A 20,640-nucleotide genomic window follows, 5' to 3' on the forward strand; every position below is an offset into this window, starting at 1 on the left:
TTGCTTAGTGGTTTTCTTCAATTTGATCGGTAGTGCTCATGTCGTCGAGGTCGGTGGTTTCGAACGACTGGTATACCCGTTTGATAAGCACGATGGCAAATGCCTGAATACCAAAACCGATCACGATGGCCGTGAGCAGTAGCGCTTGCGGCACTGGGTCGGCAAAAGGCTCCGTGGCTACCCGCTCGCTCTGTGAGATAATAGCGGAACCGCCCCGTGTCAGTCGCCCGATCACGAACAGAAACAGATTGGTGGCCAGCCCGAACAAAATGAGCCCCAGTATGAGCTTGAAGAAGTGCCTGTGCAAAATCAGGTACAGGCTCGCTGAAAAAAGTATGCCGATCAAAAATGGGAGTAGGAGTTCCATGGTTTTATTCTTCTGACATCACAAAAGTTATTTTGAGCACTACCCCGATCACTAGCAGGTATACCCCGATATCGAACAGGATGGGAGTGCCCGGTTTACCTAGTATGGGTATGTAAAAGTCCGCCCAGAAGGCGTGCATAAACGGCTGCCCCGCTATTAGTCCGGCCACGCCGCTGGTAGCGGCCAGCAGCAGTCCTGTGGCAATGATGTAAATCGGCTCGATCCGGATCATACGCTCTTTCAGTTGCGGATGGCGGGCCAGTCGTCTTCGTCTCCACACGTTCACCCGCATCATGCGCATCAGGTAGAGCGAACGACTCTGGTTTGGCTGGCGCGGATAGCCGTACAGGTTTATTTTCAGGAAGGTGTTCACGGTTTGATGCGGACCGTGCGTCATGGTATGAAACACGAAAGCGATGGCTCCGATCAGCCCTCCTATAAAGCCGCCGCCCGGATGATTATGCCCCCTGAAGAGAGTATAGACAGAGAAAATGATGAAAATAGGAATCAATATCCGGATGGCGGTCGCGAGTATGACAGTCTTCATGGTTTTTCTCCTTTCTGCATGCGTAGTTTCAGCATAGCCAAAATACCGATGGCGGCCACTGCCAGCACGACTATTTCGCCGAGCGTATCCAGTGCTCTGAAGTCTACCAGTATGACGTTGACGATGTTGCGCCCTTGCCCGAGCAGGTAGCTGTTCTCCCCATAATAGGCCTTCAACTCCGAATCAAGCGGGTACTGTTTCACGATCAGGATGACATAGGTCATCATAGCCCCGAAGGCAAGCGACAGGAGAATATACTTGTAGCGCTCCGACGCATGCGACAGATAGCGGAAGGCGGGCAGCTTATGCAGGATGAGTACGAAGATTACGACAGTGAGTGTTTCGATAAGCAGTTGCGTGGCCGCCACATCGGGTGCACCAAACAGGATATAGAACAGTGCGATGGAGTAACCGATGATGCCCATAATGGCAATGGACGTCAGTCTGGAGCGTGACTTGAACAGGAAAATAAGCGCCGGAACGATCATGAGCAGCAGCACCACTTCATACATGCGCAATTGGGCAAGCTCCGGCAGACGGTTAGCAAGTTCCAGCCGTGGCCCATCTTTCCAGAGCGAAAGCATGATCAGGGTGATGTGCGTGAGCACGATGGCAGCGATATAGCTGCGCAGATAGCCATTCTGGATGCTAGCCGTAATTTTGGTAACTCCTGCTAGAAAGCCCTTTAAGGATAGCTGGTACAAGTTAGCTGGACCATAACGGTATAGGCCGTTGAAGCGGGTAGCATAAGCTTGCAGACGGTTTGAAAAGCGGTATACCACATAGCCCAGCGCGATGGTGAGCAGACTCAGACCCAATACGAGATTGAAACCGTGCCAAAGCGCCAGTTCAAATACCTGCTCCACGCCCAGCATGGCCTCCGCAGACCGACGCAGCAAGGGCGTCACCAAGAAGCCGGGCAGCAGACCGAATACCAATCCTGTGATTGACAAAATAACAGGAGGCAGGTATAGTAACGCCTTGTCAGGATGGAGCAGCGGGGTAGGTTTTGCGCTGCGTTGCCAGAATAAGCCAAAGCCCAGCGCGATGGCAACGGCCACAAACACCATTCCCGAGAAGAAGCTGATGGCGAAAAGCATCCAGCGGAAAGGGCTTTCTTCGAGTGTGGCCTCATACACTAGCTCTTTGCCAATAAACCCGAAAAAAGGCAGTAGCCCCGCCATCGACATACCCGCGAGCAGAGCCGCAATAGCCGTGTAGCGCATGGAACCTGATAAGCCTGTTAACTGGGTTAAGTCCCGTGTGCCCGTGGCATGATCTACGTTGCCTGCCACTAAGAAAAAGGTGCCTTTGTAAAGTGCGTGCGCCAGCAGAAACACCACCATGGCCTCTAATGCCGGTGCGGTACCGACGCCCGTCATAGTCACGAGCAGCCCCAGCGCGCTGATGGTGGTATAGGCCAGTATGGCTTTCAGGTCGGTGTGCTGCACAGCCAGCAAGGCGCCCAGCACAGTGGTGATTCCCCCGACTATCATCAGGGTATACTGCCATTCGTCAGTGCCGCCCATCACGGGGGTGAGTCGTGCCAGCAGATATACGCCTGCTTTTACCATGGTGGCCGAGTGCAGATAGGCGCTAACCGGTGTCGGTGCTGCCATGGCGTTGGGCAGCCAAAAGTGAAAAGGAAACTGAGCCGATTTGGTAAAGGCCCCCAGCAGCACCAGCACAAGCGCCGGCAGATAAAGGGCGTGGTTTGTCACCATGTCGCCTCGCTCCAGCAGCTCGCTCAGTGTATAGGTGTCGCCGGCCATACCTACCAAGATCAAACCCGCCATTAAGGCCAGTCCGCCGAGGCCGGTCACGAGCAGGGCCTGCAGGGCTGAGGCGCGGGAGCTTTCTTTGTCGTGTCCAAAACCGATGAGCAGGTAGGAGCTGATACTGGTCAGCTCCCAGAACACAAACAGCGAAATGATGTTGCCGGCCAGCACCAAGCCGAGCATGGCCGTCATAAAGAGGGTCAGGTACAGATAAAAGCGACCCAGCAGCGGATGGCCTTTCAGGTAGCCGCCTGCGTATAGCATAATGAGTGTTCCGAATCCCGTGATCAGCAGCGCAAACAGCAGACTGAGCCCGTCGAGGTAAAAATGCAGGTTGATGTTGAGTGAGGGTGCCCATTGCTGCACTTCTCCCAAATTGTCGCCTCCAAGAACGGAGGGTGTGAGCGTAAGCAGGTAGGCGAAGATGGAAAATGGCAGCAGGGCCATGGGCACGTATACCCATTTGCCGAGCCAGCGGTAGAGCAAAGGCGCGGCAAATGCAAACAGGAATCCTGCGAGTATAGCTAAAAACATCAAAAATGCTTAGTTTGTAAATGTATCCTTAGTAATTTCGTAGCTGATTTAACACTTAGTACCAATCTGCGCACTTAATGTTACGTCAGGGCCGAAAATGAGAGGGAGAGCAAGAAAAGGACAAGCGCAGCAACTGATAACCCATAAAATCAAAACATCATCATGAACACGCTGAAACGTATTATGGTGGGGCTCGACCTGTCGGAGATGGACGATACCCTGATCCGCTACACGGCTTTCCTGTGCTCCATTTCTGAGATAGAGAAGGTATACTTCATCCACGCCGAAAAAAGCCTCGACATACCCGCAGAGATTTTGGAAGGCATGCCGAACGGAATGACACCTGACGAGAAAATCCGCGTTGCGATGGAGGAAAAGGTGCGGAGCTATTTCGGATCTGAAAGCCAGGCGAAGATAGAGGTGCAGGTAGTGGAGGGCTCGCCGCTGAAGGAACTGCTACACTGGTCTAAGGTAAAGCAGATCGACATGGTGGTTGTGGGTCGTAAATTCCACATGCGCGGAAGCGGTGTGCTGGCACAGAAAATTTTGCGCAGCGGCCGTGTGAGTGTAATGTTTGTGCCGGAGAATGAAGATCCGATCTTGAACCATATCATGGTCAGTGTCGATTTCTCTGAATATTCGATGATGGCGCTCGATCGTATTCTGCACTCCGCACTTACCAGACCGGAGGTCAACATCACCTGTCTGCACGTATACCAAGTGCCGACGGGCTATATCACACTGGGTATGAGTTACGAGGACTTTGATGAGCGTATGCAAGGCTTCGCCCGTGATAAGTTTGAGCAAGTACTGTCCCGTTTCCCTGAACTGAGAGACCGCGCCACCTTGCGACTGGTAAAACAGGAAAACGAGGATGATGTAGGTGAACTGATTGTAATAGAGGCCAAGCGTGCCAGAGCCGACATGCTGGTAATCGGTGCCAAAGGTAAATCCGCTGCCGCCCTGTTTGTACTGGGTAGCGTAACCGAGAAGATCCTCCGTCATAATGATGACATGCCAATGATTGTCTATAAGAAAGAGAAAGAAGAGATCGGTTTCTTGGATGCCCTTCTTAGCGGTGACTAAAAAAACATAGCCGATCCAGTGATCGGGATATATGAACAGGAAAAGGCCTGTAACGCTACCACGTGTTACAGGCCTTTTGTTTTACCGACTGCGGTCAGCAGTATAACTCCTAGCAGTGCCGATACGGCCAAGGCGAGGTATATGCTGATCTTTACGAGCGAGAGCAGTTCGGTGTCTGAAAATACGGCATGCGCCTGAAAAATGGAAAGCATGAAGCCGGCCCCAGCCAGTAGCGCGGCTCCCGTCAGTTGCACCCAGTGCAGGCCCGCAGGTATACGGGCTAACCTCGTCACAGAGGCCAGCCAAACGAAAAGCAGGATGCCGATGGGTTTGCCCAACACAAGCCCCAGTGCTATACCCATGGGCACGGTGCCGAACAGGTTCTGCCACTCAAAACTGTTGTAGGCAAAGGGAGCAAAGGCGAGGGCGAACAGTGGCAATACGAAGTAGCCCGCCCAAGGCAGCAGCTGTTGCTGCAGACGGCGCAGAGGCGAAAGCGCTTGGTTACAATTGGCCCGCAAGGTGTGCACGGCTGCCTGATAATCTTCTTCTATCTCTTCGCCGGGCTCCGGCCGCTTCATCATACGCAGACCGTGCAGTTGCCCCATCACGGTGTCAGCCGTGGCTATAAAATCTTCTTCCGCCACCCGGGAGTGCACCGGTATCAAAAAGGCCAGCAACACACCGGCAACGGCACCGTTAACACCGGCCAGCAGAAAGGCGCACAGCATAACGAAGCCCAACAGTAGGTATAGCCACATGCTGCGGTTGCGCAGCGCCCGCAATACCACTAGCAGCCCGAAGATGCCAGTGGCGATCGAAAGCGCCAGCAGGTTTTGGAGGGAGGTATAAAGCACGACAGCAAGCAGGAGGGTAGCTATACCTTGAAAAATGACTAAGGTAGAAAGGAATACCCGTAGTGCGACTGGCAGAAAACCTCCCACTAGTGCGAGCAATGCAAGCACAGCCGCCACATCACCCGTTGCCACAATGCTCCAGCCAGCCTGATAGGAATCTGGGTTCATGTATAGGTATAGCCCAGCCGGTACGAGCATGCCGCCAAGAGCCGCTGCCGCCGGAAAGGCCGCGTCTTTCCAAGCTTTCAACTCCCCTACACGCAGCACCCGTTTCAATTCCAAACCGAGCACCATGAAGAATGGCGCCATCAGCACATGGCTTATCCAGAAGCTAAGCGGCTTTGAAGAACTGAACGCGCCAAATGAAAAATTAAGCGGGGTGGTCCAAGTATACAACCAAGCCTCACCCCAAGGAGAATTTAGCCACGAAAGCGCAAGCAGTGCCACCACCACCGTAAAAGTGCCACTGCGCAGTTGCACATGCTCAAACACCTCGAAGGAGTAAATGATGCGATTGTATAAAGCGGGTTTTGCTGCCAAGGTATAAGTAAATCGGAATATACAGATTCACCTTAGAGACGTGAGAGCAGTCTAAAAGTTTTAGACAGGAGATACCTTGCTGCTTGTGCTTCTATTTTTTTGCTTGACGTAAAAACGCCCTCATTCCGAAAGCTTTCAAAACGAGGGCGTTTAGTCTATTAATGTACCGAAACAGAACATGCATTAATATGCACATTGATGCATCAGTGCAGCATTAAATCTATTCCACTACCTCTTTGGCAATATACCTTGAGTTCATGATGCTAAGGGCACCCATATAGCGGAGGTTAAAGCTGATTACGTCGCCTACTTTATAGTTTTGTTCGTTCATCCCGAGTTCCACCACCAGCATGTCGGAGCTGGCGCCCACCACGGTCAGGCCATGGTCTTTCGGGATGAGGTATTTCGGGTTGATGTCGAGCAGACCCACATCGAGGATGGCGCGGTGCGAGGTTTTGCCGTAAAGGCTTTCGTCGATCTCGAAGCTCTCGCCACTCGGGTTTTCGGCCAGCATGCCGATCGGGATCATGGGCTTTTCGTTCAGCTCGATGATCTCGGCACAGAACTCAAACACATCGTCGTACATGCCCTCAAAGGTTTCCCCAGTAAATAGATTGAGCCCAAAATACAGCGCTTCCCCAATCCGGAAATGGTTGATGCCCTTCGGCATCTGGTGGTTAAAGAGCAGCGGAATGGTGACGGAAGTACCGCCCGATACCCACGGGATCTCGATGTTGAACTTGGCCTCGATGATCTGCTTGTACAGGCTAAGTTGAATCAGTTTGTCCTGCGTGGGCATCACCCCGTGCAGGCAATTGAAATTAGCGCCCAAGCCAATAACCGATATACCCGGCAAGTTGAAAATCTGCTCATAGAAGTCCACCAAGTCATCTCCCATCACGCCCTCGCGCAGATCGCCCATCTCGATCATGATGATGATCTTGTGAACTTTGTTTTGCCGCACAGCCTCTTCTGATAGCAGCCGGATGATGTCGAGCTCCGTTTGGAAACTCACATCCGCATACTTGATGATATCCGGTATACTTTGCTTTGGGGCGGGCTTGATGTAAACGGTCTGCACATCTGGCGCCATTTTTTTGATGGCGATCAGGTTGGTTACCCGCGAGTCGTGGATTTCCTTCACACCCAAGTCGAGTACCTCTTTAAGGAACGTCTCTTCGCCGCAGAGCAGTTTGGTCACGATGCCCCAATCGATGCCCTTTTCGCGGAGCACACGATCGATGTGGTTGTAGTTGTGTCTTAGTTTCTTACGGCACAGTTTTAAGACTGCCATACTGTTATCGGATAAGTCTGTATTCTAAATATTTGTTGGTGAAGCCCATTTTCTCGTAAAGGTGGCGGGCCGGGTTGTCGGGCTCCACGTGCAGGGCGATGCTGCCTTCGCTTGTTTCGGTAGCCAGTTGCACGAGTTTCTTGCCGACGCCTTTGCCACGCTGGCTGCCATGCACGGCCACATAGACAAGTATGTTCTCCGGTATATACCCGCTCATGCCGGTATTGTTCAGGATAAGCGCCCCCACAACTTTACCGTCTTCACGCGCCACGATCACCGAACCGCCTTTTCCTTCTGCATTTGAAAGCGCGTAGTCCATGCACTTGGCAATGTCTTCGCGGGCGTCGCCGTACTGGTCCAGATGCTCGAACAGGAAGTCAAGCACCTCATCGCGGTTTAATTGCTGATGGTTGGTTGGGGTATGGATTTCGTAGTGGACGGAGTGGTTTTCTGCCATTTCTCTTTTTCAGTTTTATTAGGGTATAGTATAGTTAACGTAATGTAAAGCACAAGGGAAGCCGTGAGGCCGAATAAATTAGGGTCGAGGCCGTAGGGCAACCGGAAGCTGAGACCTAGCAACGGCATATCTACGAGGCCTTCGGTAGTCATGTTCACTTGAAGCAGAATGGTGGTGAAACCCCCGATGAGCATGGCCCAGAAGGCGGCTAAGCTGCTGCGGCGTTTCCAGAACAATGCCCCGATGATCGGCACAAACAGGCCGGATACCATAAAGGCGTAGGAGTAGAGCATGAGGTCAAGCACGTTGGTCATGGTGGTGGCCAGCCAAAGCGCAAAGGCGCCCACCAGCAGCGTAACTAGTTGTGACAGACGCAGCATCTTCGGCGAATCCGGATCTGCTTTTGTGAAATGGCCGATCACATCCGTCACGATATTGCCGGAAGAAGCCATTAGGCAGCTGTCGGCAGTGGAGAGAATAGCCGAGAAATAAGCCGAAAGCATCAGGCCCATGAGGCCGACAGGCAGCACGGAGCGCAGCAGCATCGGCAGTCCGGTTTCGGGGTCCACCACAGCGCCTGCTCCCAGTGCGTCAAACATGCCCTGTTCAGCGGCCACCCGGGCCAGTATACCCAGACTCACCCCCATAAAAGCCATGATCGGCCACTCGAATAAACCCGCGAGGTACCATGCCCGTTTGGCTGTTCTCTCATCGCGGCAGGCGTAGATGCGCTGGTAGAGCGTCATGCCGACAAACCATATAGGTATAATGGTGATCGCCCAGTTCAGGATCTGTTGCCATGTAATGTTGGTCAAAGTTAGAAACTCAGCAGGCAGGGTACTTTGAATGGCCTCCATGCTGCGGCCGGACTGTGCCGAGAGCCATGCAAAATCTGTCAGCTGACCAAAGCCGATCTGCTCCACGCCACCGCCCACAGCCAGAAAAGAAACAGGTATACCTATAAAGACAAGTCCGCCCATGAGGATAGCCCACTGCACGGTGTCGGTATAGATCACGGCTTTTAGTCCGCCCATCACGGTATAGACCACGGCAATGATGCCCATAATCAGCAGGGCCGTGTTCAGGTCAAGGTTAATGAAGGTACCGCTGGCCAGTTTGGCTCCTGCCAGTATCTGGGAACTGGTAAAACCGGTATAGCCGATAGCGGAAATAATGCCGGCCAGCAGCGCCACACGGGCATTGAAGTAGTGACCGAAGATCTGGGGAAAGGTGAGAAACTTATCGAAAGCCGGATTGCGCTTGACCTTTGGTATCAGAAAAACCGCTGCTAGCCATGCGCCGAGCAGACCGGTAAACAACATCCAAGCGCCGGAGAGGCCCATCACAAAGCCGAGTCCCCCCAAACCGATCGAGAAGCCACCACCCACATCGGTCGCTACCACCGAGAGGCCAATGTGTCCGCTGCCCATACCTCTGCCACCCACATAATAGTCGTCCGCACCTTGGTTCTTTTTGAGAAAGTAAAAACCTACGCCCAGCATGGCCAGCATGTAGAGCACAAAAATGCTAAGATCGATTAAATGCATGTATTAGAATAATATAAGTTTGAGTAGGTATAAAAAGTATTGATTAATTTGAATATACTTAAAATTTTGCTGAAAAGCCTGTTTTAGTGTCGAAAAGTTGGTTTAAGGGCGAGGATTAGTGGAAATGATGTGTGGTTTTTGTGCTAAATCGGTTGAGGGATGGTGTCGAGATGGAGTGGCTAAAAAGAGTAGAAGAGGTGCGGTTATGTTAGGATAATGATATTTGGGAGAGGGCATTAAAGATAACTGGTTTTGACGGGATCTTGGAGTCTGTTAGGATCGAAATTTTGCAAGTATATATTTTAATTTTATTACCGTTTTAGAAGAATTGAATTATATTAGCTTAATGTTATATAGGCTATTTAGAGAGTGGAATTGATAAGCAAGTTCAACGCCACACATAGTGCAGATAGTGGGAGTAGGTACTCCTGCTAGCAAGTAGTTATGCAGTAGTTAAAGTATGAAATTGACGTTAACAATAATATCTTTCCTATTCGCTTTCTGGGCTAATGCACAGGAGCTTGACATAGTTGGGTATGATGAGATTTCAATAAACGAGATAACTGCAAAGTCATCTGAATCTGCATTGTTGAAAGTGTTCGGTAAACCAAAATCTATAATTGAGCCGAACTACGAATGTGGAGCACTATCGCCTACATGGAATGACGTGGATGTAAAACTGTACAGCTGGGACGGTATAGAATTTCATTGCGTTGACGGGGTTCTGGAAGTAGGCAGAATTGACTTCAGTAAAGCCAACCCCAGAATAAAGACCAAGCAATTGACGCTTGACAAAAACACCAAACTGACCGAGTTGAAAAAGGCTTATCCCAACTCTTATAAAGTCTGGGAAGGACAAAAAGATAAGGGTGGCACAAGTACCTTTTACCTCTCAACCGAAGAGAATAGTGATAGTCAGTTTCACATCGTCATTGAGAATGGAAAGGTAATCGGGTTTGAGCTTTTTCACCCTTGCTGAAAGAAAACCATAGCATAACAAGAGCTAAAAATCACGGCTGCCCTATTGGGACAGCAGCATTTTTTAGCCTAGCCGTTAGAAGCCATAAAAAAGAAAACCAGATGAAACTTATCGAGCTAAAGGAAAGCGAACTAAGGAGCATTACCTTATTCTTAATCGATAAGAAAGTTATCTTCCATCCTAAGATATCGCCAAATGGTATTCCTGATTTCACGGGGTACCATGGGAAGAAATTCTGCCTGATTCTAGATAGAAATTTAGTAGTTAAAATTTTAAGACTCGTCTCGCAAGGTGAATTGAAAGATAAATTTGATTTGAAGCTTGTGAGTTCATTACTGTTGTGGGCTGAGTTGAACAACATTGCTGTTACGTCAGGGTTAGCGCAGATGGAGTATTCACATCATCACGGTAATGACATTGAGGCTAGCAAAGAAAACAATGTCTTCCTGAAAATTTTCGATCAATATGACCCAACGCATTGGCTAGATTTAGCTTTAGGAAGGCGATTAACCATACCCCCAGTCAAGTTAGAGGGAAAAATTGACTACAAGTTTTTCATGGAGAATGATCATTATAAGATGCACTACCTTGAAATGCTAAAGCTATCTCAGCTATATTATGATAACAGCACTTCAATTGAGCAAAAGTTCGAAAGTCTGTATCAATGGGTTTTTAACAACATTCTCATTTGTAAATACACCACCTTTTTTGCTGCGCTTGCCTTCGGAGGCAAAAGCAAGATGTTTAGGAATCAGGAAACAAGTTTTGAGGCTGTTGACAAGAAGTGTCGAAACCAAGCTTGGGACCTAACTTATCTTTCACTCTGGAGTACCCAGTACTTCTACGAAGAAGATTCTAATGAAGTATTTCTCTTTGCTACTCATGACGGAGAAATGAAAGAGCTGTTCACTTTATCACATCAAGAGTCTTCAGAGATTTACCGGAATATTTTTGGAAAGGAAATAGGTGACCGTATAATTGATATTGTAAGCAAGATCTATGTTCGAAGAGAAAGACCTAAGATTGATTCTTTAAATCTAGATAATATGATTGTTAAAGAGAAAGATAATTTGAAACAAATATTAAAGAAATATTACACAATCTAGCCACGCCTATAAAGTAGATACGCCACTTCATAGCCTAGTCTGTTGGTGTGCATTGCAATCATGAAAAAAGGAGATGACATAAAGAATTGGAAGATGTACCTAGAGCAGAAGTTCTCGGACGCTTCCCTATACCTAGTCATCGACAATACAAATAAACAGTCAGACGGCATCTACAGAGTTACTTCTAAGACTAATAAAACAGTTATCGACTTCATATGGCCTGACATGCAATGGAAAAGTCTTGACGACATCCAATATTATAATGAATCAGCGAAAGGTTGGTCAGGAGAGCTGTTAGGTGGCAATAGCCCTAAAACGGGACTATACAATAAGGAGAATATTGACTTTATTGAGAAGCTACTAGAAGTGCCGATAAAGAAAGGCTGGATAAGCGAAGAGTACTACATTTGGGGAAAGCTAGTCAAGGCAGTTACTTACGAAAGCAATAATGGGGAAAAGGCGAGTAAAATCTTTTCCGACTTCCATACTGGCTGTCTTGGGTTTATGCTGTTCCCTCTAACACTATTACTGAATACCGCCTTAAGATCTGGTTTAGTAGGAGAGAAAAAAATAGTTGTTGTAGGACCGATTGAAGAACAATCAATCACCAACAAAACCTATAGCGGATAAGCGTACCATAGCCAAGTCGTTAAAATTATAGAATGAAAGATAAGAATCTGTTTGCTCTCTCAGAAAGTATAGCTGAAAACGAAAAGTGGATTGCTCTATTGACTCATTATTTAGAGCAAGCTGACTCAGTTGAGTTCAACACTCTGTACAATCCAACCAAACTAAATCAAGAATTAGAATCTCTTAAATCTGATTTAATAGAAGAAGGAGAGAGAAGGGATAAAATATATCCAAATGGAATGTTTCGCAGGTACAGATTATCAGAAAAGGTAAGAGAATTCATACTTTCAAAACCGTACAAGGACTGGCGTAATTATCAATTTGAAGACTTATCTCTAATGAGAGATGGTGCTGAAATACTTGCTACCATCACGCATGAAAACTATGTCTTTGCTCAAATGACGGAAGAAGAGAGAAAGCAATTTAACGAGCAAGGGTATGAATTTGGTCTGTTGCAAGAAATAGAAAAATAACACTTCACAACAAGGTTTATATCCTATGTATCGGCTGACTGCCTCTCATAAGGTATACACGAAGCGTTAGCATGATTTAACACGCGAAGCACACAACAATTCCCTATGAAACAATTCTACCCTTTATTCATCCTTTCCTTTTTGCTCACCTTTACAATTCCTTCCCAAGCGCAGGACTGCAACTGCACTGAAGCCTTTGAGCAGACCGTACAGAATTATGAAAGCAACTATTCCTTGTTCCACCTGAAAGTAACCGACAAAAACCGGGAGATTTACAAAGCGCATACAGTAGTGTACCGCAACAAGGCAGCCGAAGTACAGCAGATCGAAGACTGTTTGCCCGTTCTCCAGCAATGGCTGACATTTTTTTGGGATGGACACAGCAGAATAGAATACACCGGTGCTAGTGGTAAAGAAAATCGCAGCGAGCGTATCGAGATGGACCGGAAGAAATATCATGCAGACTACAAAAAGAAGAAGTATAAAAAGAATGATTTGCTCGGCATCTGGAAGTACAGTGGCTACGAGGTGGCCATCTTGCCGGACCCTAATAACGATGCCCGCAAATCTGATTTTGTGGGTATTGTCTTAAGCAGCACCAACAAGAACTGGAAGCCGGGTGATGTGAAGTTCAAGCTCACCCACATCTACGGAAACGACTACTCATCCACTCACTTTATGGATGATTACAGCTCGAAGAAGGTAACTGGCAATATGAACAGCCCTCATCAATTGGAATTCAAAAATTTCAACAATTGGACCAAGGTATGGCCCGTTGCTGATCCAACCACTACTGTTAAGGAAGAGAATCTTTACAGCGAATTTCATTTCCGGATGATTGACGGAGAGGTGCCTTATTTGCGTCTTCCCAATTTCTATGAAAAAAAGCCAGCCTTTGTAGACAGTTTACTCAAGGCTCACCACGACGAACTGCTACAGGCAGAATTTATTGTTGTGGATGTGAGGGATAACAATGGCGGGAATGACAATGTGTATTACCCCGTTTTACCTTACCTGCTGACCGGGCCTATCCAAATACCGCAGGCTGGCCTCTGGATGTCTGAAGGAAATCTGGAAACAGTGATGAACCACATTAATCCGGAAGACCTGAATGAGGAGGAGAAGGCGCAGTATGATTTCTTCATGTCACTTAAAAACTCCTTTTACTGGTATGGCAACGATGAATACGCTTATACCTATACCCCTAAAGCTGTGTTTGCGCCAAACAAGAAGGTGGCTGTTCTGATGAATGGGAAAACAGCCAGCTCCGGCGAAACCTTTGTGTACCGCGTGAATCAAAGCGACAAAGTGGTGCTCTATGGTCAAAACACAGCAGGGGTGGTGGACGGCTTTAGCCAGTTTACTAGGTCCATTGGCTGTTTCGAGCTGAAATACCCATCTTCTCTCAGATCAAAAGATATTGCAGAGCATCCGGTTGATCCCTATGGTTTTGCGCCCGATGTATACCTGAGCGAAGAGGTGGATGCCTTGGAGTTTAGTATTCGGCATATGCGCGAATTGATTAAGGCGCAAAAGGACTAAGCATCCCAGAGATTCTATCGTAGGGTATAAGATGTAACTAACAGGAGTGTAAGCAAATGAGACCGAAAGAATTAGTAAGCAAATGGGTAGAGGTATTTAACAGAGGAAATGCTGACGAAATCGCTACGTTTTACCATTACGATGCCGTTAACCATCAAGTAGCAAACGAACCAATTATTGGAAAAGAAGCCATAAGGCAAATGTTTGAGCAGGAGTTTTCTACTGCTAAAATGACCTGCATCGTGGAGCATATTTTTGAAGATGGTGACTGGGGAATCCTCGAATGGAAAGACCCATTGGGTTTACGAGGCTGTGGTTTCTTTTATGTTGTAGGCGGGAAGATCAAACTCCAAAGAGGCTACTGGGACAAACTCTCCTTCCTCAGGCAGCATAACTTGCCAATTCCAACCGAATAGAAACATTAAACCATAACCACATTAAATTCAACCTATACTTCTTTGCCTTCTTATTTCTGGCCGGTTCCTGCAGCGCCTCAAAAAACATAGTGATGCCAAACTATGGTAGTCCGAACGTAAAACTGGAAAAAGTCGACTTTCATCAATGCACTGCAGGAGGTGATCGGAAAGGTGGACGAACCCCGCAATGTCATCATCAGAAGAAGTAAATTATTCAGATTCATTCACCAGAAAGACTACCATCCGGTTCTAGAAGTTTTGGGACGTAATAATTAGTTAGCTGAGTATATCAAAGACCAGTTGGAGAGTCTGGTGGGCGAATGTGTGCTTATATTTACAAGAACAATCGAAGGTCGTAAATAACTTAAAATCACGGATAAAATCCTTGTAAGCCCAGTTTGAGGAAGAGATAGAGCACGTAAATAAATGGCGCCAAGCGCTGCTGCGCTCTACACCTTCAATTTACTTTGCATTATTATTCAAACAAATTCCAATGAAACCAATCACTTTTGTTTTAGCAGGCCTTTCATGCTGTTCAGTTCTTCTGACCAATTGCACATCAGGCGATCTCCAAAATGAAGGGACTGTCTCTACCGATATACAAGTTGTCGGTGCCATGCGCAATGTAATGTGGAAAGGGGAACTGGCCGGTACCATCGCCCTCGATACGATCGCTAACAAGCAAGGCCTCTACGGTCTGGGCCCAATGGCTTACTTGGCCGGCGAACTGATGATCGTAGATGGCAAATCCTACAAGTCTACTGTACTGAGCGATTCAACAATGGCGGTGGAGGAGACCTATGCCGTCGAAGCCCCATTCTTTGTGTATGCCAATGTAGGGGAGATGAAGGCGTCGGCTATACCTGACTCCATTCAGACGATCAAGCAACTGGAAGCCTATCTTGATGAAATCACAAAGTCTGCGAAGCGGCCTTTTGCTTTTAAACTGACAGGCCCAATTAAGAAAGCTAAGATTCATGTCCTGAACCTTCCCGAAGGGGCTAAAGTCAGTTCACCGGCTGAGGCACACCGGAATCAGGTGAGTTACCACTTGACTCACGAACAGGCAGAAATTATTGGCTTCTTCTCAACGGAGCACAAGGCTGTGTTCACCCATCACGATACCTTCCTGCACATGCACCTCCTAACAGCAGATAGATCAAAGATGGGCCATTTGGACGAGGCTTTATTCGGGAAAGGGATAAAACTATACCTGCCTGTTGAATGATTGAAAGCCGTTTCTATGCCTTATTTTAATGCGAATCCCAGTATCTGCAGCAGAAGGCAATACGGTTTGCCCTGAACCACTTGTAAGCTGCTCTTGCTGATAACTCCTAGGAAAGAGCAGCTTTCAGTATGACTTTCTGTGGAGCTTTGGTTATAACACAGCCTAGTCTCTTCATACACAGGAATTTAATTATCCCCCTTAGTGCATATTTTGTTATAAAATCTGCGTATATTAATAAGACGTGTTGTCTCAGTCTTTTTAATGGCGTGCCCATGGCAAGGTTTCTCACTCTTGCGCTTCTTTCTTGTATCCTTTGCTTCCCCATAACCGAGGCATTGGGGCAAACTGTGGCTACTGATACGGCCTATTTCACCTCCAAGCGTAAAAGCATTACGATACCATTCAAACTGGTTCACAACCTCATCATCATACCTGTTCAGATCAACGACTCCAATCCACTGAATTTTATTCTTGATTCCGGTGTCAAAAACACGCTGATTACCCGACTGTATTATTCTGATTCGCTCAGCCTGAACGAGGCCAACAAAATATCCATACAGGGCTTGGGTGCCGGTGCCGAAATTGAGGCGCTATACTCTGCGGGGAATGTGATGCGCATGCCGGGGATACAGGGTGATAACCATAAGGTGTATGTCTTAATGGAAGATGTGTTTAATCTTTCCACCCGGATGGGGATGTCCGTACACGGCATTATCGGTTACGATATCTTTCGAAACTTTATCGTCAAGATTAACTACAGCAATAAAACCCTGACCCTGTACAGGCCAGATGCGAAAGTAAGAGTGCCCAAGCGGGGAGAGATTTATCCGCTTCAGATTGAGAACACCAAGGCCTATGTAGAAGCAAATGTGAGGCAGTTCAACGGCGATTCCATAAAGGTGAAGCTGGTAATTGATACAGGCGCCAGCCATTCTGTGTCGCTATATCTGCCCACGGATGAGCGTCTGCAGTTACCACCTAAAGTAATGGAAGCTTACCTTGGTAGAGGGCTCAGTGGTGATATAAACGGTAAGATTGGCCGCATCAACAGTTTCAGTCTGGGCAAGTACGAACTGCAGAATCTACCGGCATCCTTTCCGGACGAGGAATCTATAAAAGCGGCACTTAACTTGGCAAACCGGAATGGCAACTTGGGCTCCGATATCCTGAAGCGCTTCACAGTCATTTTTGATTACCCGCATCAGCGCATGGTGTTGGTACCAAACGGCAAGTTCCGATCTCCCTTCTATTATAACATGACCGGTTTTGAGATTAGCACGCCACTGCCGGGCACCAACCTCTACATTGTTTCTCACGTGATTGAGGACTCGCCTGCCAAAGAGAGCGGACTTTTGCCCGGCGATCAGTTGATCACTATCAACGGGCGTGATTGCAAAGAACTGGCCTTGGACGAACTGCTGCAGCTATTTGACAGTAAGCCGGGGCGCAAAGTTCGCATGAAACTCATACGCGATTCAAAAACAGTGAATGTAGAAATGGTATTGCAGAGTAGAATCTGACTACCCCTGCGATACGTCTGAGTAGATCTGAAAAAACAGGAGTACCACCGCCATCGCGATCAAAGCGATACCAACATAAAGTCTCACTTTAGGAACAGGGGCAGCTGCCATATTTCCGGCAGCGTCGGGTTTGCTGAAGCGCAGGTTAGCCAGTATGAGACCGTTACCAAAGCTGAGCCAGATGGCAGCCATGAGCGGGTCACGCGTAAGGAAAAGAGATGCCGTGCCAATGGCCGAAAAAATAAGGCCGATTATAACGCTGAGGGATAGATTCTTCATTGCGCCGCAAGTTACACAAACCAGCCTTATTTAGTACATCCTTCCTATAGCCAAACCTGCAGGCACAGGATTCGGCAGCTATTTAAACTAATTGTTGTAACATTTTGTAGAAAGGTGTAAATTTTATCATAAAATACAACCAATTGTTGTAGATGCCGATATTAATTGCAAATCTTTGCTTTCCTAAACAGGCAAAGACCTGTTTTTATAATTAGAACTGATTATCTGAAATGAAAAAAAAGCCGACTTTATCATCTGAGATGGTAAATCACCTTTCGCTGAAAGGTGCGTCTTTTTCTATCCTGTCTGCTAGGATAGTTTTGAGGGCCATTAACGCCGTGGTCCGCTACAGGCCCTAGGCCGACGTGCTTCCTGACCGCCTACGTAGTGGTCATTCTTCCCCTGTTTTCCTGATTAGTGTTTAAGCTCACGAGTAGAGGTATGCGTTTTGGCATAACTTGTTCGCAGCTGTTTCACACCGTTTTTAATTTATAGCATCTGGCTTTGCACAGGCATGGCCCGGGTATATATTTTCCAAAATGAATCCATCACCTTTTATCATTACCGTTGCCGATGTGCAACACACGGGCTATGCTGCGCAGATATGCGATGAAATGGAGGCATCTGCCAAAGCCAGAGGCACAGGTATAGCCAAGCGTACCCCAGAATACATTGCTCAGAAAATGCTTGAAGGCAAAGCCGTGATCGCCATGGATATGAACGGCGTTTGGGCGGGTTTCTGCTACATCGAAACATGGAGTCATGGTAAGTATGTGGCCAACTCAGGCTTAATCGTATCGCCGGAGCTGCGCAAAAGCGGTCTGGCCAAACTGATCAAGCACAAGATTTTTGAGCTGTCGCGCACCAAATACCCTGGCTCCAAGATTTTTGGTTTGACCACCGGTTTGGCTGTGATGAAGATTAATTCCGACTTGGGTTATCGTCCGGTAACTTACTCGGAGTTGACCGATGATGAAGCTTTCTGGAACGGATGTAAGAGCTGCGTGAACTATGAGATCCTGACGATGAAGAACCGCAGCAACTGCCTCTGCACCGCCATGCTTTATGACCCGGCCCGAGAGCAAAAGCCGATCGCCCGCGAGCAGCTGCAAATCCTGACGCCGATCGATGAACCGGCTATACCTGTAGGTTACGGCACTTTCGCACATGGCCACGGAAACACAACCATTAACCCGACAAGCATTTAAAATATCATGAAGAAGAAAGTTGTTTTAGCCTTCAGCGGCGGCCTCGATACCTCTTACTGTGTGAAGTACCTGAAAGAAGAGAAAGATTTGGAAGTACATTCGGTACTGGTGAACACCGGCGGTTTTTCAGAGGAGGAATTGCTGCAGATCGAGCAGCGCGCCTATGATTTGGGCGTAACGCAGCACACCAATCTGGATGAGACGGAGTACTACTATCAAAGCTGCATCAAGTACTTGATCTTCGGAAACGTGCTGAAGAATAACACTTATCCGCTGTCAGTGAGCGCTGAGCGTGTCACGCAGGCTATGGCCATCGCGCGTCACGCCAAAGCCTTGGGTGCAGATTACGTGGCCCATGGCAGCACCGGTGCGGGCAATGACCAAGTGCGCTTCGACATGATTTTCCATGTGATGATCCCGGAGATTGAGATCATCACGCCGATCCGTGACATGAAACTGTCTCGTGAGGAGGAGATTGAGTACCTGAAAAAGCACGGCGTGGAATACGATTTCGTAAAGGCACAGTACTCGATCAACAAAGGCATTTGGGGTACCTCGGTTGGCGGTAAAGAAACCCTGACTTCGCACCAGCCACTGCCAGAATCAGCTTACCCAACACAGCTGACAAAAGAGCAGCCTGAGCGTGTGACCCTGTATTTTGAGAAAGGCGAGCTCTTAGGTATAAACGACAAGGTATACGACAGCCCGGTAATGGCGATTCAGGAGCTGCAAGGTATAGCTGGGCCTTTCGCCATTGGCCGCGACATCCACGTGGGCGACACGATCATCGGTATCAAGGGACGTGTGGGCTTTGAGGCAGCCGCCCCGATGGTAATCATCAAGGCGCACCATACCTTGGAGAAGCATGTGCTCACCAAGTGGCAGCTTTACTGGAAAGACCAATTGGCAACATGGTACGGCAACTGGCTCCACGAGGGGCAGTTCATCGACCCGACTATGCGCAACATCGAGACTTTCCTGCAGGAAACTCAGGAAAACGTGACCGGCAAAGTGCATGTGCTGCTGGCGCCGTATCGCTTCCAAGTGGAAGGTATTGAGTCAGAGCATGACCTGATGTCGTCGGAATTCGGCAGCTACGGCGAGATGAACAATGCTTGGTCGGGTGAGGATGTGAAAGGCTTTTCGAAAATTTTCGGCAACCAAGCCATGATGTATCACAAGATTAACAACACCGAACTATAATGGCCGTGACGATAAAAGCAGGTATAGTAGGCGGGGCAGGCTACGCGGGTGGCGAACTGTTGCGTCTGCTTTTGCTACACCCAAACGTAGAGTTGGCTTTTGTGCAGAGCCGCAGTCAGGCGGGCAAGCCGGTATATGCCGCGCACCCGGACCTGCTGGGGGAGACAGAACTGGTGTTTACGGCAGATGCGGCTATACCTGTGGATGTGCTATTCCTTTGTGCCGGTCACGGAGAAGCGGCTAAGTTTCTGGCGGAAAACGAAGTGGCTGCCGAGACCAAGATCATTGACTTGAGTCAGGATTTCCGTTGGAATGAAAGTACAGCATCTGCTATGGTTGAGGCGGGCGGCAGAAGTTTTGTGTATGGCTTGCCGGAGTTGCAGCGCGAGCAGATACAGCAGGCGCAGCACATCGCCAACCCGGGTTGTTTTGCCACAGGTATACAGCTGGCTTTGCTGCCTTTAGCAAAGCATAAGCTGCTCAATTCCGATGTGCATGTAAGTGGCATCACTGGATCAACCGGTGCCGGTCAGAGCCTGAGCACGACTTCGCATTTCAGCTGGCGCACCGAAAACATCTCGACCTATAAAGTGATGGAGCACCAGCACCTGCGCGAGATTAAACGCAGCATGAAAAGTTTGCAGCCAGAAAAACAGCCGGGGATTCACTTTGTACCTTACCGCGGCCCATTTGCAAGAGGAATTTTTATTACGGCCTACCTACAAACGGATTTGGCGCTGGAAGAGGCGCAGGCACTATACAACAGCTACTACGAAGGTCATCCTTTCACCCTTGTAGCGGACCAGAACCCGGACCTAAAGCAGGTAGTGAACACCAACAAGTGCGTGCTATACCTGCAGAAGCAGGGGCAGATGCTCGTTATCACCAGCCTGATCGACAACCTGCTGAAAGGCGCCGCCGGACAGGCAGTTCAGAACATGAACTTGGTTTTTGGGTTGGAAGAGACCGCCGGATTGAAGCTTAAGGCTGCGGCTTTTTAAATAGTAAACACACCCCTAGCCCCTCTCAAGAGAGGAATATGGGAGCGA

General features: G+C 48.3%; 20 protein-coding genes. 12 read left to right on the forward strand and 8 right to left on the reverse strand.

Annotated features, from left to right (window positions below):
* Positions 1 to 4: 4 nt before the first annotated feature.
* Genes Q1A04_RS17740 through Q1A04_RS17750 form a run of 3 tightly spaced genes read right to left on the reverse strand, consistent with a single transcriptional unit; the run spans position 5 to position 3,226 of the window.
* Positions 5 to 367 (reverse strand): Na+/H+ antiporter subunit C, encoded by a 363-nt coding sequence (locus Q1A04_RS17740; RefSeq protein WP_299708676.1) that lies wholly within the window; start codon positions 365 to 367, stop codon positions 5 to 7.
* A 4-nt stretch (positions 368 to 371) separates the two neighbouring features.
* Positions 372 to 914, reverse strand: a complete 543-nt coding sequence (locus Q1A04_RS17745) for an MnhB domain-containing protein (protein WP_299708679.1) — start codon at positions 912 to 914, stop codon at positions 372 to 374.
* Entirely contained in the window at positions 911 to 3,226 is a 2,316-nt protein-coding gene (locus Q1A04_RS17750) for a putative monovalent cation/H+ antiporter subunit A (RefSeq protein ID WP_299708682.1), read from the reverse strand. Before Q1A04_RS17750 ends, Q1A04_RS17745 begins: the two co-directional genes overlap by 4 nt.
* 162 nt (positions 3,227 to 3,388) lie before the next feature.
* Here Q1A04_RS17750 and Q1A04_RS17755 point away from each other — a divergent pair, with 162 nt between their 5' ends.
* A complete protein-coding gene (locus Q1A04_RS17755) occupies positions 3,389 to 4,312 on the forward strand; it encodes a universal stress protein (protein WP_299708685.1) in 924 nt (307 codons plus the stop codon).
* Between the two features lie 65 nt (positions 4,313 to 4,377).
* Here the strand turns inward: Q1A04_RS17755 and nhaA are convergent, their stop codons facing one another.
* From nhaA to Q1A04_RS17775, 4 genes are all read right to left on the reverse strand, one after another.
* The gene (gene nhaA, locus Q1A04_RS17760; RefSeq protein WP_299708687.1) at positions 4,378 to 5,709 is read right to left on the reverse strand and encodes a Na+/H+ antiporter NhaA; all 1,332 of its coding nucleotides are present in this window, start codon (positions 5,707 to 5,709) and stop codon (positions 4,378 to 4,380) included.
* Between the two features lie 220 nt (positions 5,710 to 5,929).
* Complete coding sequence (locus Q1A04_RS17765; protein WP_299708689.1) at positions 5,930 to 7,003, reverse strand: alanine/ornithine racemase family PLP-dependent enzyme; 1,074 nt, start codon at positions 7,001 to 7,003, stop codon at positions 5,930 to 5,932.
* A gap of 4 nt (positions 7,004 to 7,007) precedes the next feature.
* Entirely contained in the window at positions 7,008 to 7,460 is a 453-nt protein-coding gene (locus tag Q1A04_RS17770) for a GNAT family N-acetyltransferase (RefSeq protein WP_299708691.1), read from the reverse strand.
* Complete coding sequence (locus tag Q1A04_RS17775; RefSeq protein ID WP_299708694.1) at positions 7,400 to 9,007, reverse strand: sodium:solute symporter; 1,608 nt, start codon at positions 9,005 to 9,007, stop codon at positions 7,400 to 7,402. Before Q1A04_RS17775 ends, Q1A04_RS17770 begins: the two co-directional genes overlap by 61 nt.
* A gap of 460 nt (positions 9,008 to 9,467) precedes the next feature.
* Here Q1A04_RS17775 and Q1A04_RS17780 point away from each other — a divergent pair, with 460 nt between their 5' ends.
* The 8 genes from Q1A04_RS17780 to Q1A04_RS17815 all read left to right on the forward strand — a co-directional run bounded on the left by Q1A04_RS17780 (position 9,468) and on the right by Q1A04_RS17815 (position 16,901).
* Entirely contained in the window at positions 9,468 to 9,986 is a 519-nt protein-coding gene (locus Q1A04_RS17780; protein ID WP_299708697.1) for a hypothetical protein, read from the forward strand.
* Positions 9,980 to 11,092, forward strand: a complete 1,113-nt coding sequence (locus Q1A04_RS17785) for a hypothetical protein (RefSeq protein ID WP_299708700.1) — start codon at positions 9,980 to 9,982, stop codon at positions 11,090 to 11,092. Before Q1A04_RS17780 ends, Q1A04_RS17785 begins: the two co-directional genes overlap by 7 nt.
* Before the next feature lie 60 nt (positions 11,093 to 11,152).
* Entirely contained in the window at positions 11,153 to 11,722 is a 570-nt protein-coding gene (locus Q1A04_RS17790) for a hypothetical protein (protein WP_299708703.1), read from the forward strand.
* Between the two features lie 32 nt (positions 11,723 to 11,754).
* Complete coding sequence (locus Q1A04_RS17795) at positions 11,755 to 12,195, forward strand: hypothetical protein (protein WP_299708706.1); 441 nt, start codon at positions 11,755 to 11,757, stop codon at positions 12,193 to 12,195.
* A 105-nt stretch (positions 12,196 to 12,300) separates the two neighbouring features.
* The gene (locus Q1A04_RS17800) at positions 12,301 to 13,737 is read left to right on the forward strand and encodes a S41 family peptidase (RefSeq protein ID WP_299708709.1); all 1,437 of its coding nucleotides are present in this window, start codon (positions 12,301 to 12,303) and stop codon (positions 13,735 to 13,737) included.
* A 56-nt stretch (positions 13,738 to 13,793) separates the two neighbouring features.
* On the forward strand, positions 13,794 to 14,153 hold the full coding sequence (locus Q1A04_RS17805) for a nuclear transport factor 2 family protein (protein ID WP_299708712.1): 360 nt from the start codon (positions 13,794 to 13,796) through the stop codon (positions 14,151 to 14,153).
* Between the two features lie 616 nt (positions 14,154 to 14,769).
* Positions 14,770 to 15,381: an acetolactate decarboxylase gene (locus Q1A04_RS17810; protein WP_299708715.1), complete on the forward strand. Its 612-nt coding sequence runs from the start codon at positions 14,770 to 14,772 to the stop codon at positions 15,379 to 15,381.
* A 347-nt stretch (positions 15,382 to 15,728) separates the two neighbouring features.
* Positions 15,729 to 16,901: an aspartyl protease family protein gene (locus tag Q1A04_RS17815; RefSeq protein WP_299708718.1), complete on the forward strand. Its 1,173-nt coding sequence runs from the start codon at positions 15,729 to 15,731 to the stop codon at positions 16,899 to 16,901.
* Here Q1A04_RS17815 and Q1A04_RS17820 read toward each other — a convergent pair whose 3' ends face one another.
* Complete coding sequence (locus Q1A04_RS17820) at positions 16,902 to 17,180, reverse strand: hypothetical protein (protein ID WP_299708721.1); 279 nt, start codon at positions 17,178 to 17,180, stop codon at positions 16,902 to 16,904.
* A gap of 539 nt (positions 17,181 to 17,719) precedes the next feature.
* Here Q1A04_RS17820 and Q1A04_RS17825 point away from each other — a divergent pair.
* Genes Q1A04_RS17825 through argC form a run of 3 tightly spaced genes read left to right on the forward strand, consistent with a single transcriptional unit; the run spans position 17,720 to position 20,592 of the window.
* Complete coding sequence (locus Q1A04_RS17825) at positions 17,720 to 18,388, forward strand: GNAT family N-acetyltransferase (RefSeq protein ID WP_299708724.1); 669 nt, start codon at positions 17,720 to 17,722, stop codon at positions 18,386 to 18,388.
* Between the two features lie 6 nt (positions 18,389 to 18,394).
* Positions 18,395 to 19,591, forward strand: coding sequence for an argininosuccinate synthase domain-containing protein (locus Q1A04_RS17830; RefSeq protein ID WP_299708727.1), 1,197 nt, complete (start codon positions 18,395 to 18,397; stop codon positions 19,589 to 19,591).
* A complete protein-coding gene (gene argC, locus Q1A04_RS17835; RefSeq protein ID WP_299708730.1) occupies positions 19,591 to 20,592 on the forward strand; it encodes an N-acetyl-gamma-glutamyl-phosphate reductase in 1,002 nt (333 codons plus the stop codon). The genes Q1A04_RS17830 and argC overlap by 1 nt, the downstream gene beginning before the upstream one ends.
* Positions 20,593 to 20,640 lie beyond the last annotated feature (48 nt).

The organism is uncultured Pontibacter sp. (assembly GCF_947499215.1).
In the GTDB taxonomy this organism is placed as follows: Bacteria; Bacteroidota; Bacteroidia; order Cytophagales; family Hymenobacteraceae; genus Pontibacter.